Source organism: Nocardioides sp. NPDC127514, from assembly GCF_040302125.1.
Classification (GTDB): domain Bacteria; phylum Actinomycetota; class Actinomycetes; order Propionibacteriales; family Nocardioidaceae; genus Nocardioides.
The window spans coordinates 1-12,191 of sequence record NZ_JBEORF010000015.1 but is presented as its reverse complement, the minus strand read 5'-3'; the positions used below and the strand labels follow the sequence as shown (position 1 = coordinate 12,191).

At 68.9% G+C, this 12,191-nt stretch carries 7 protein-coding genes; 4 read left to right on the top strand and 3 right to left on the bottom strand.

All coding sequences use genetic code 11. The annotated features are described in order from the left end of the window. Positions 1 to 42: 42 nt before the first annotated feature. Positions 43 to 876 (bottom strand): EAL domain-containing protein, encoded by an 834-nt coding sequence (locus ABTX24_RS13345; protein ID WP_160028542.1) that lies wholly within the window; start codon positions 874 to 876, stop codon positions 43 to 45. Then, on the bottom strand, positions 863 to 2,941 hold the full coding sequence (locus ABTX24_RS13340; RefSeq protein ID WP_160028544.1) for a glycosyltransferase family 2 protein: 2,079 nt from the start codon (positions 2,939 to 2,941) through the stop codon (positions 863 to 865). The genes ABTX24_RS13345 and ABTX24_RS13340 overlap by 14 nt, the downstream gene beginning before the upstream one ends. Positions 2,942 to 3,150: 209 nt before the next feature. On the opposite strand from ABTX24_RS13340, the gene ABTX24_RS13335 reads away from it, so the two are divergent. From ABTX24_RS13335 to ABTX24_RS13325, 3 genes are all read left to right on the top strand, one after another. Next, positions 3,151 to 6,024, top strand: a complete 2,874-nt coding sequence (locus tag ABTX24_RS13335) for an ATP-binding protein (RefSeq protein WP_350840200.1) — start codon at positions 3,151 to 3,153, stop codon at positions 6,022 to 6,024. Continuing rightward, complete coding sequence (locus ABTX24_RS13330; protein ID WP_160028548.1) at positions 6,021 to 6,398, top strand: response regulator; 378 nt, start codon at positions 6,021 to 6,023, stop codon at positions 6,396 to 6,398. Before ABTX24_RS13335 ends, ABTX24_RS13330 begins: the two co-directional genes overlap by 4 nt. A gap of 77 nt (positions 6,399 to 6,475) precedes the next feature. Next, a complete protein-coding gene (locus ABTX24_RS13325; RefSeq protein ID WP_350840198.1) occupies positions 6,476 to 8,821 on the top strand; it encodes a diguanylate cyclase in 2,346 nt (781 codons plus the stop codon). A gap of 23 nt (positions 8,822 to 8,844) precedes the next feature. Here the strand turns inward: ABTX24_RS13325 and ABTX24_RS13320 are convergent, their stop codons facing one another. Continuing rightward, positions 8,845 to 10,305, bottom strand: coding sequence for a serine/threonine-protein kinase (locus ABTX24_RS13320; protein WP_350840196.1), 1,461 nt, complete (start codon positions 10,303 to 10,305; stop codon positions 8,845 to 8,847). Positions 10,306 to 10,439: 134 nt separating this feature from the next. Here ABTX24_RS13320 and tyrS point away from each other — a divergent pair, with 134 nt between their 5' ends. Continuing rightward, positions 10,440 to 11,711, top strand: coding sequence for a tyrosine--tRNA ligase (tyrS, locus tag ABTX24_RS13315; protein WP_350840194.1), 1,272 nt, complete (start codon positions 10,440 to 10,442; stop codon positions 11,709 to 11,711). The last annotated feature ends 480 nt before the right edge of the window (positions 11,712 to 12,191 follow it).

Genomic DNA, 12,191 nt, shown 5'->3' with positions numbered 1-12,191 from the left:
TGGCTCGCCCGCCGGTGGTGATCTCCGGCGTACCCCGCTACGTCATCGGACGTGCGGCGGTGGTTCCTGTGGCGAGAGTCGACCGTCGAGTTCCTGGGCGGTGGTGGGGCGACCGAGGAGGTAGCCCTGGGCGGCCTCCACCCCCAACGATCGGAGCAGGGCCAGCTGGTCATCGCGTTCGACGCATTCGCCGCAGACTGCGAGGCCGAGCGAGTGCGCGACATCGACCAGCTGTTGCAGCGTCTCGCGGAGTGCGGGTGTGGTCGGGTCGATGTAGGTCAAGTCGATCTTGATGCTGTCCAGCGGGAGCCGGGAGACCTGGTCGATGGTGTTGTGGCCGGTGCCGACGTCATCCAGGCTGAGCCCGACGCCGAGTCCTCGCAGCTCGTTCAGGTGGTCCATGGCGTGTTCGTCGATGTGGACGGTCTCGGTGATCTCGAGTACGAGCTGGCCGGGGTCGATGTCGTGTGCCTGGAGGGCCGCCGCCACGTCGTCTCGGATCCGTGGGGTGTTGATGTGGCGCCCCGAGATGTTGACCGCGACGACCAGCCGCCGGTTTCCGGTGTCGTTGTTCCAGTCCGCGAGCTGGCGGGCGGCGCGGTCGATCACCCAGGCGCCGACCCGACAGATCAGATCAGATGTCTCCGCGACGGGGATGAACTCGGCAGGTGGGACGAGTGCGACGTCGGGGCGGTTCCACCGCACCAGCGCCTCGTAGGCGTGGACGGAGTCGGTTCGCAGGTCCAGGATCGGCTGGTAGTGCAGCACGAGCTGATCGTGCTCGATGGCATGGGCGATGGCATGGGTGATGGATGACTGGAGGTCGGTCTCGCCGGGGTTGCGGTCCGGTGTCCCGCTGGTGTCATGAACGGACATGGGCATCCTCGCGTTCTGCGATCAGGTGGCCGAGGGCTCGCGACCGGTGGCTTCGTCTCATGGCGGCCACGGCAGGGACGCCGGGTGGGATGCCGTTGATGACGCCGGTCGGGGTGTGGAACAGCCACAGCGACATGGTGCGGAGGGCAGCCCAGTCGTCGTCTGCCACCCGAAGAGCCACGACCGACCCGGCGTCGCCCGGGAGGTCGCTGCGTCGGACCACGCGCATGCGCACCGGAGCTGCCCGGGGCAGCACGAGCTCGGCGCCGTCGGAGATCGGCATGGTGCGGGAGGGCAGGCGTACGGCGGCGCCGCCGACCGAGATGTCGATCAGCTCGCCGTCGGTGCCGTCGATGGAGACCGGTGCGCGGAGCGCGATGCGGTGTGCGTCGCGGCGGGTGGTCGCGTACGCCGGTGAGAGGACTCGTATCGCGCCGAGCACCAGTCCGATCCCCGCGAGCAGGAGCCAGGCTGCGGAGGCCACGGTCGCGCCATCCGTCGCGCGCCACGGGACGAGCCCGAGGGCACCGGCCAGTGAGTAGCCCAGGACTGCGAAGACCGCGACGATCAGCACGATGACCACTCTCGGGACTCGTCCGCGGGCCCGCTGCTCGGCACCGGCCTTGGGAGTGACTGCGAACTCGAGGGTACGGCGGGTGAGCAGCCACCACAGGCAGGAGATGCCGACGGGTATCCGGAAGATCCGCAGCGCGAAGGCGCTCGGTAGGTGCAGGTGGTGCCGGAACAGCTGGCGGACGCCCCACAACCGGAGCACGAGCATGGTGAGGAAGACCGCGGCGAAGGTGCCCGGCCCGGCGGTGGACGTCTGGGCACCACTGAGCAGGATGGCAGCCGGGATGACGAAGATGACGACGGTGGCGACGCCCTCGAGCCACCACAGCGTGCCGCTGAGGTACTCGTAGTAGTTGCGCCACGACATCCACCGTTTGGCCGCCCAGAGTCGCTCCTTGGCGAGGACCTGCATCGCGCCGAGACCCCAGCGACGCCGCTGCAGCAGGTACTGCTCGGGGGTCTGCGGTGCCAGCCCCACGGCAAGCGTCTGGTGATGGTAGACGGTCTTCCATCCGACCCGGATGAGGCCGAGCGTCGTGTGCATGTCCTCCACGATGGTGTCGGTGGCGATGCCGCCGATCTCACGCAGCGCACGGGTGCGCAGCAGCGATGTGGACCCGCACCAGAACGGCCCCGCGCCGTCCTTGTTGCGGGACGCCATCAGCACGTGGAAGAAGATGCCCTGCTCGCCGGTGACCCCGTCGTCGTCGAACGCGCCGGAGTTGTAGAACGTCTGCGGCCCCTGCACCAGCGCGATGTCCGGGTCGTCGAACCATCCCAGCGTCGCGGTGAGGAAGGTCGGAAGCGGCACGTGATCGCAGTCCAGGACCGCGATGACGTCGACGTCCCGCCCGTCCTCAGCCTCCCTCGCCATGAGGTCGAGGGCATGGTTGAGGTTGCCCGCCTTTGCGTGGTCGTGCACCTGGCGACGTACGTAGCGGGCGCCGTACTCCTCACACAACAGTCGGACCCAGTCGCGCTCGCCGTCGTCCAGCACCCAGGTCTCATGGGCAGGCTCGAGAGCGCATGCGGCCGCGATCGTCGGCGCGATCACCTCCACCGGCTCGTTGTACGTCGGGATGAGCACCGCGACGCGCATGCCCTCGGGGAGGTCGGTCACCGGGCGCGGGGCGCGACTGTCCACGTTCCACAGCGTCACCAGGCGGACGAGCAGCCCCAGGAGGGGAAGCCCCTCGAAGACCACGAGCAGCCACGCGGCCGTCCGGTCCCATCCGCTTGCGGGGATGGTGAACGCCGCTCGCCACGTGAGGTAGACCAACAGCGCGCCGATCGCCGTCAGGCCGCCCACGTGCGCCAGCAGCTGAGACCGGCGTCGCTCGGGTCGGGGTGCCCCGAGCAGGAACGCCCATCCAGCGAGGCTGCCGCCGGGTTCTACGGTGGCGGCCGACGCCCCGACTCGTGCGATCTGCGGAGGCCCGGCGTGGGAGGCGCGCCTCGGCCGGCTGCCACCGGGCGACGTCGATCCACTCATCCCGAGACTCCCTCGTTGTCGGCTTGAACACACCATGCTAGGTGCGAAATCGCCGACATGCAGCCCTTCGCTTCCGAATAGCGTCACTTGCCGTTGTCTGCGGCCGATTTCTCAGCCCAGAGGCATATTGGTGGAGATCGTGCCAAGATGGCATCCGGGAGACGAATGTTTTGCCCTTTGTCGAACTGGACGTGAGTGGGGGGTCCATGATGTCTCGGGCTGGGTCGTGGTCGCGGTTCCGGAACGCGTGCATCGTCTTCGCGGTTGCGGCGGCGGCGCTGGCCGTGTTCGGGGCAGTGGGTCTCGGCAGTCGGATCACGATCCGAGCGGCGTCCGATGGCAGTTTCGTGGTCTTCTCGGCGGTCGCGGCCGTCGCCTGTTTCGGCGCCGCGAGGGAGGCAACGGCCGGGAGGCGGCTGCCGTGGTGGCTGCTCGGTGTCGCAGCGACGTGCTACGCGGCCGGCAACGCCATCTGGTTCTACTACCAGGTCCTGGCACCTGAGGCCCAGACCTTCCCGGGCCCCGCCGACGTCTTCTACGTGGCGGTGGTGCCGTTCGCCCTCGCCGCGATGCTCTCCCTGCCGGTCCGCCCACTCTCCGCCGCGGCGCGGGTGCGCGCGATCGTAGACGGACTGATCATGGGTGCGGCGCTGCTGTTCATCAGTTGGATCCTGCTCGTCGGGCCGCTCGTCGCACAGCTCGGCGAGGTCACCTGGATCTATCTGTTCGTGTATCTGTACTACCCGTTGACCGACATCCTGATCATCACGATCGCCGTCACCTTGGCCACCCGGGCCACTGGGGCACAACGCCTCCCGATGCTGCTGGTCGGTGCCGCGTTCGTGTCGATCGCATGCGCCGACACGGGTATCGGCTATCTGGCACTGCACGGCCGGGAGGCGGCCGGAAGCGGCCTGGACCTGGGCTGGACGATCGGGTACATGCTGCTGGCCCTGGCGGCACTGGTCCCGCCCAGTGAGGACGCTGTCGGTGAACCGTCCCGGCGGACCCTGCTTCCCGAGCTGCTGCCGTACGTGCCGGTCGTTGTCGTGCTGGTCGTGAGGGCCAGCAACCCGGACCGCTTCGGGGACTGGGTCCTGGCTCTGCTCCTGGTCACGGTTGCGGCGCTTCTGGTCCTGCGGCAGCTGCTGACGCTGGCGGAGAACGTCCGGCTGACCCGCGGCCTGGAGCGGCTGGTCGCGCAGCGGACCCATGACCTGGAGCAGCTCACCATGCGCCACCAGTCGATCCTCGACAGTGCGGGCGAGGGCATCGTCGGGCTCGACAGGTCGGGCCGGGTGACGTTCGCGAACCCAGCGGCAGGCGCGCTGCTCGGTCGTTCTCCCACCGAGCTGGCAGGCGCCCGGTTCAACGAGGTGACCGGGGCGACCAACGAGGCCGGCGAGCCGATCGCCACCGCCGGTGACCCGGTCGCGGCTGCGTTGCAGGACGAGGGGGTCCGCACCGTGACGAATGCGACCTACCAGCGGGCGGACGGCACCGGCTTCGCCGTGGAGCTCACCGTCGCGCCGGCCCGTGGCGAGAGTGGTGTCGCCGGTGGCGTACTCATCTTCCGCGACGTCACCGAACGCCGGACGATCGAGCGGATGAAGGACGAGTTCGTCTCGGTGGTGAGCCATGAGTTGCGCACCCCCCTGACGTCGCTGCGCGGCGCGCTCGGACTGCTTCAGGGCGGGCTACTGGAGGGGACGCCACCCAAGGTGCAGCGCATGGTGCAGATCGCGGTGGAGTCCACAGACCGGCTGATCAGGCTGATCAACGACATCCTGGACGTCGAGCGCATCGCGGCCGGCAAGGTGACGCTCGAGCGGCGGACCGTTGCCGCGGCGGACGTGGTCGACCGGGCGGTGGCAGAGATGCGTGGCCTCGCACAGCAAGCACAGATTCAGGTGCAGGTCGAGGACATCACCGGAAGCGCCGACGCCGATCCCGACCGGATCGTGCAGACCCTCACCAACCTGCTGAGCAACGCGATCAGGTTCTCCCCTCCCGGGGGCGCGGTCCGGGTGGGAGTCGCGGAGCAGGACCAAGAGCTGCTGTTCAGCATCAGTGATGAGGGCCCTGGCATCCCACCTGACCAGCTCGAGGCAATCTTCGGTCGGTTCGCGCAGGTCGACGCCTCCGACACCCGCGAGAAGGAGGGCTCAGGTCTGGGACTGGCCATCTGCCGTGGACTGGTCGAACAGCACGGTGGGCGCATCTGGGCGCACAGCGAGCCGGGCCAGGGCGCCACCTTCTACTTCACTCTGCCCGCTGCGGATCCCGCCGTGGCCATCGAGCCGTCTCCCGAGGAGCGGTCGGCGATGCCCACCGTGCTGGTGTGCGAGGACGATCCGCAGGCTCGTGCCGTGATCGGTGAGATGCTTCGTTCTCACGGGTACGCCGTGGTCGGCGTCGCGTCGGGCGAGGAGGCGGTTGCGCGGGCAGCCGAAGTGGCCCCGGCCGCCGTGCTCATGGACCTTGCCCTCCCCGGCATCGACGGCTGGACCGCCATCGCCCAGCTGCGAGCGGACTCCCGGACCGGTCACGTCCCGGTGCTCATCGTCAGCGGGTCCCCGCCGAGCACTCCACCCAGCACCTCCCCGCTGGACGTGGCCGCCTGGCTGAGCAAGCCGCTCGACCTCACGACATTGCTGACCGCCTTGAGAGAGGCCATCTCAGGCGATAGATCCCAGCCCTGCGTGCTCGTTGTCGAGGACGACCAGTCGCTCGCCCATGTGCTCACCACCCTGTTTGCCGAGCACGGCGTGCTGGCGGTGCCGGCGCACACTGCCCGCGATGCGTTGCGGCTCGGACGCGACCTCGTACCCGACCTGCTGCTTCTCGATCTGCTGCTGCCCGACAGCGACGGCTTCTCGCTCGTGGGCTGGCTCCGCCAAGACCCTCGCCTGTGTCAGGTGCCGGTGGTGGTCTACACGGCGCTGGACGTCGATGAGCACGACAAGGAGCGCCTGCGGCTGGGGCCGACTGAGTTCCTCACCAAGGCGAAGAGCAACCCGGAGGAGGTTGAGCAGCAGGTGATGAAGTTGCTCGCAACGGTGGTGGCAGGAGCGGCCTCATGAGTCGCCGCGTGCTGGTCGTCGACGATGACGACGCAATCCGCGAGGTGGCCCAGGCAAGCCTCGAACTGGTCGGCGGCTGGGAGGTGGAGGTCGCCTCGACGGGGCTGCAGGCGCTCGACCGATGCGCGTCCGATCCGCCCGATGCCGTCCTGCTCGACGTCATGATGCCCAGGATGGACGGCCCCACGACGTTCGCGCGGCTCCAAGCTGACACCCGCACGCGCCACGTCCCGGTCGTGCTGCTGACCGCCAAGGTGCAGCCCAGCGAGCGACGACGCTGGGAGGCCCTCGGAGTCGCAGGCGTACTGAGCAAGCCCTTCGACCCGCTCACCCTGTCCGACCAGGTGGCAGAGCTTCTGGGGTGGGACCAGTGACCCCTCAGTCGGATCCGTCCCCGTCAGCCTTCAGCCAGGCGCGCGCTCGACTGGGTGAGATCGCCGTACGAGCCCGGGTGACCCTCGCGGAGAACCTCGCGACGATCGAGGCCGCCGTCCGCGGCCTCGAGGGGGGAGCCCTCGATGAGGAGACCAGGCGGCAGGCCGAGCGCGCCGCCCATCGGATCGCAGGAACGGCCGGAACGGTCGGGCTGCCGGACGCCACCGATCCGGCCAGAGCGCTCGAGGACGCATTCGCCGGCCAAGCACGAGTCGACCCCCGCCGGGTGTTCCGCCACGTCGCCGAGCTGCGCAGCGGGCTGGCCGCCGCCGACACGGAGTCGTCCTCCGCGTCCGAGCCACACCCGACCGGTCGGCTCCTGGCGATCCATGCCGCTCCATCGGCGGCAGCCAGGATGGGTTCGGTCGCGACCTCGCGTGGCCTAGCCGTGACCGATGACAGGGCCGAGGAGAACATCGAGGCGGCAATCGTCGACCTGGAAGTCCCCGACGCCGAGGCGCTCATCCAGCGCTGCGGCACGGCGCGCCCTGCCGTCCCCGTCGTCGCCCTGGCGGAGACGGCATCCGTGGAGGACCGGCTCCGTGCCGCGACCGCGGGTGCCCACCTGGTACTGCCTCGGAACGGTCCCGCCGCCGCACCGATCGACGCCGTCACCTCGCTGCTCGGCCAGCGGCGTGAGGACCGCCTCCACGTACTCGCGGTCGATGACGACCCCCTCAACCTGGCCCTGCTGCGCGAGACCCTGGCCACCGAACCGGTCGAGGTGAGCACCCTCGAAGACCCGCGCACCTTCTGGGGGACCCTCGATCGTGAACGACCCGACCTCGTCGTGCTCGACGTCGACATGCCGCACCTGGACGGCATGGAGCTGTGTCGCACCATCCGCACCGACCCGCACTGGTCCGCCCTGCCGGTCCTGTTCCTGACCGCGCGCACCGGCCCCGCGGCAGTCGACGCCGTCTTCGCCGCCGGGGCCGACGACTATGTGCCCAAGCCGTTCAACCCCAACGAGCTACGGGCCAGGATCCGCAACCGGCTCGAGCGCGCCGAGATGTACCGGCGCCTCACCGACACCGACCCACTCACCGGCGTGGCCAACCGGCGCCGCTTTGAGAGCGACTTCCATCGGCTGTGCGCTCTGGCGCGCCGACACAATCAGCGGTTGTCGCTCGCCATGCTCGACATCGACCACTTCAAGAGCATCAACGACACCCATGGCCACGCTGTGGGAGACCAGGCGCTGGTCCGTCTGACCGACCATCTGACCAAGGAGTTCCGTGGTGAGGACGTGGTGGCTCGGTTCGGCGGCGACGAGGTCGCGCTGCTGGCGTTCGGGATGTCGGCCGCTGACGCAGGGCTGCGGCTGAGAAGCGTCCTCGGCTCATCAGCCCTTGTCATCAGCCCGCCGGAGGCACCGCAGCGTCCGCTGACCATCGAAGTCAGCGCCGGCGTTGCGGAGCTCGATGGTCACGGCGACACGCTCGACACCTTGCTCAGGGCCGCAGACGCCGCACTGTACGAAGCCAAGCGCTCCGGTCGCGGGCGGGTGAGCATCGCAGACCGAGAAGGCCATCCGCAGGCGCCTGCGCCCGAAGCGGATGTCGAGGCGCCGCTGCCCGTCGACCCGGCAGTCCGGGACTACTACGCCACGATGGTCGAACGCGAGAGGCTCGAGATCACCGGCCATGGTCGGCTGGAACGTCTCCGAACCCATGAGCTCCTCAGCTGGGTGCTGCCGCCGGCACCGGCGCGGATCCTCGACGTCGGCGGGGGCACGGGCGTCCACGCGCGATGGCTGACAGAGGCCGGGAACGAGGTGCATCTCATCGACGTCGTCCCCGAGCACGTCGTGGAGGCACTCAGCGACGGATCGGCCTTCACAGCGGCGCTCGGCGACGCCCGCCACCTCGACGAGCCCAACGACTCCGCGGACGCGGTGCTCCTGCTCGGCCCGCTCTACCACCTGCTCACCCGGACAGAGCGGGTCCAGGCTCTGCGCGAAGCTCGGCGGGTGCTGCGGCCGGGCGGCACGCTCGCCGCCTCCGTCGTCAGCCGGCACGCGGCCTTGCTCGCCTACGCCACGCGTGCCGAGCAGGACGCCGAACGGCTCGATCTCGCCATCAACACCTTGGCCCACGGCGGGTACGACCCGAAGCTCGGTTTCACCACGGCGTACTTCCACTCACCGGACGAGATCGCGACCGAGCTACGGTTGGCCGGCTTCCGCGACGTCCGGGTCCTGCCGATCGAAGGGCCCCTGTGGACCAGCGTCAAGACCTGCACCGACCCACTCCACCTGGATCGCCTGACCGAAAGCGCCGTGGTCTGTGCCCGCGCCCTCGAAGGCGACGCCGCGATGCTCCCGGCCAGCGCGCACCTGCTGGCCACCGGCAGCGCCTGAGGCTCCTCCGGTCGCCGGCGTGCTCAGCCCTCGCTGTCGATGAGGTATTTCCCGTCGGCGTAGACGAGCCCCAAGGTCACCGTGCTGCCCTCTTGGCGGCCGTCCTTCATCGTGTACTTGTAGGTGTAGGTCACCTTGAGCGGGTCGACGCTGGGGGAGACCGAGACGACGCTGGTGCTCGCGACGGTGGTCCACCAGGCGCGGTAGCCCTCGATGCCTCCGCTGCTCGCCTGGAACGCCGGGGTCAGCATCGAGCCGAAGGCGCTGTCGGGGTTCGCGGGCGCGGTGGCGAGATAGCTGCGGATGAAGGCGTCGATCCCCTCGGCGGTCGGGCCGGCGGTCTCGCTGGCCGAGGGGCTCTCGCTCGGAGACTCGCTGGCCGTCTCGCTGGGCGACGGCTTCTCGGAGGCCTCCTCCGACTCCTGGTCGTCCGCGTCGTCGGTGGCCTTGTCGGTCGTCTCCGACAGCGGTGATCCGGACGCGACCGGATTCGGCTTCGCGCTCGGCTCGTCGCCGCGGTTGGCCCACAGGGCTCCGCCGACCACCAGCACCAATGCCGTAGCGGCGACGAGCGCGATCGGCCACCAGCGGCGCCGCGTCGGGGTGCTCGTCGACTGTGCCAGTCCCGAAGGCGCGGCAGGCGCAGGCGCGGGTGCCGCGACCGCGGCGAGCGTCTGCGTACGCAGCGCCACCGGCTCCAGCTTCTCGGCTGCCAACCGCCCGGCCAGGAAGTCGACGACGTCCTCGGCCGACCACCGCTCGGCGGGGTCGTAGGCCATCGTGTGCTCCAGCAGCGGCGCGAGCCGGCCGGCCAGCGGCGTACGCGGCGGGTCCTCGTGCACGACCCGATACAGCGTCGCCAGCGCGTTGTCGCCGATCCCGTAGGGAGGCTCGCCGGTGAGCGCCTGGAAGAGCGTGGCCCCCAGCGACCACATGTCGCTGGCCGGGGTGGCCCGCCCACCGGTGGCGATCTCCGGAGCCAGGTACGCCGGCGAGCCGGTGACCTGTCCGGTCTGGGTGGTCTGGGAGTCGACGCCGCGCGCGATCCCGAAGTCGGTCAGCTTGGCGCGCTCGGCACGGCCGACCACGATGTTGGCGGGCTTCACGTCCCGGTGGACGATGCCGGCGGCATGGGCCGAGCGCAGAGCCGAGGCGATCTGACCGATCAGCCTCGCGGCGTCCTCGACGGGCAGGGGGCCGTCGTCGCGCACCATGTGGGCGAGGGTCTTGCCCTCGACGTACTCCATCACCAGCCAGGGCTTGTCGTCGTCGCGCACCAGGTCGAAGACGGCGACGACGTTCGGGTGGACCAGTCGTGCGGCGAGCTGCGCCTCGCGTTCGACGGCGGCATCCGATACGCCGTCGAGTGCGATCAGCTGTTTGAGTGCGACCGAACGCCCCAGAACTTCGTCGGTGGCCAGCCAGACGGCTCCCATCGCTCCCCGGCCGAGCTCCCTCTCGAGCCGGTACCTCCCTGCGATCACCCAGGTCCCCTCAAAATCTCGTCGCGAACGCCAGTGGTCAACTCTAGGGGGTATCGCCTACTACCCTTGCTTCCGGGACAGCCCGTTCCGGGCCCCGGAAACACCATCTGAGAACGATCTGAGAAAGGCACCACGTGTCCATCGATCCCACACTCCTCGACGACCTCGAGTGGCGAGGCCTCATCGCCGACTCGACGGACCGCGACGCGCTCCGAGAAGCGCTCGCCGGCGGGAGTGTGAAGTTCTATATCGGGTTCGACCCCACCGCGCCGAGCCTGCACATGGGCAACCTTCTCCAGATCACCATGGCGATGCGCCTGCAGCAGGCCGGCCACACGCCCTACGTACTGGTCGGCGGCGCCACCGGCATGATCGGTGACCCGCGCGACTCGGGGGAGCGCACCCTCAACTCACCCGAGACCGTCAAGGAATGGGTCGGGAAGGTGCGCAGCCAGATCGAGCGGTTCGTCTCCTTCGAGGGCGAGACCGCCGCGACGATGGTCAACAACGCCGACTGGACGGCGTCGTTGTCGGTGATCGACTTCCTCCGTGACATCGGCAAGCACTTCCCGGTCAACCGGATGCTCGCGCGTGACACGGTGAAGAAGCGTCTTGAGGACGGCATCTCCTACACCGAGTTCTCCTACATCCTCCTGCAGTCGATGGACTACCTGAACCTCTTCCGTACGCACGGCGTGAGTCTTCAGTTCGGCGGCTCGGACCAGTGGGGCAACATCACCGGCGGTGTCGAGCTGGTCCGCCGGGTCACCGGCGAGACCGTCCACGCCTTCACCACTCCGCTGATCACCAAGGCCGACGGCACCAAGTACGGCAAGACCGAGGGCGGCGCCCTCTGGCTCGACCCGACGATGATGTCGCCCTACGCCTTCCATCAGTTCTGGCTCAACGTCGAGGACGCCAAGGTGGGGGAGATGCTCCGCGTTTTCACCTTCCTGTCCCACGAGGAGATCGAGACCCTGGAGGCGCAGCACGCCGAGAAGCCGTTCCTGCGGGTGGCCCAGAAGGCACTCGCCGATCACATGACGACTCTCGTCCACGGGGCGGGGGAGACCGAGCAGGCCAAGCAGGCCGCAGCCGCGCTCTTCGGCGGTGGCGACCTGGCCACTCTGAGCAGTACGACGCTGGCCGCCGCGATCACGGAGGCCGGTGCCGTCGAGCTGGAGCGGGGTGAGGAGCTGCCGACGTACGTCGACCTCTTCGTCGCCGCCGGCCTCGTCTCCTCCAAGGGGGAGGCCCGCCGGACGATCTCCGAGGGTGGGGCGTACGTCAACAACGTCCGCGTCGAGGACGCCGAGAGCGCGCTCGGCGAAAAAGAGTTGCTCGGTGACGGCTGGGTCGTCCTGCGCAGGGGCAAGAAGAAGTTCGCCGGCGTGCGCTTCAAGTAGCCTCTGACCTGCGAGAACGCCCCCGCGAAGGTGACCGCCTTCCCGGGGGCGTTCCTCGATTTGGCAAGCGCGTCACTGAGGCGTAATGTTCATCTGGTCGCCGGGGTGCGGCGGGAAGCAAGTTCGAGTCTTCGAGCGGGTTTCCGGCCCCTGAGTCGGCCGCCAACATTCTCGAGCTTCAGCTCGGTTCAGAGTCTCAGTCAGGTCTTCGGATCAGGCATCAAGACCGTGACGAACCGCAGTTTGATTGTCTTGTGCTGTGTCGGCGTGGATATCGTCTTTATCCGATAAGAGCGAGAATTCGCCGAATTGGACAACAAAGCGAGATCCGATAAAGTCCTCCAGGACAAGGCAGAAACACAACTGCTAATCCAGCGGAAAGCGTGAAAGCGCCGAGTTGGTAAAGCGAGAGTGGCTCTGATAAAGTCTGCGGGGCAGGACCGGAAGAAAGGCTTCTGGAGCTGGCAAGGAAACGCGAGA

Bases quoted from the DNA above. Each gene is read 5' to 3' on its own strand.
- ABTX24_RS13340 (WP_160028544.1), bottom strand. From the start codon at position 2,941: ATGAGTGGATCGACGTCGCCCGGTGGCAGCCGGCCGAGGCGCGCCTCC.
- ABTX24_RS13345 (WP_160028542.1), bottom strand. From the start codon at position 876: ATGTCCGTTCATGACACCAGCGGGACACCGGACCGCAACCCCGGCGAG.
- ABTX24_RS13335 (WP_350840200.1), top strand. From the start codon at position 3,151: ATGTCTCGGGCTGGGTCGTGGTCGCGGTTCCGGAACGCGTGCATCGTC.
- ABTX24_RS13330 (WP_160028548.1), top strand. From the start codon at position 6,021: ATGAGTCGCCGCGTGCTGGTCGTCGACGATGACGACGCAATCCGCGAG.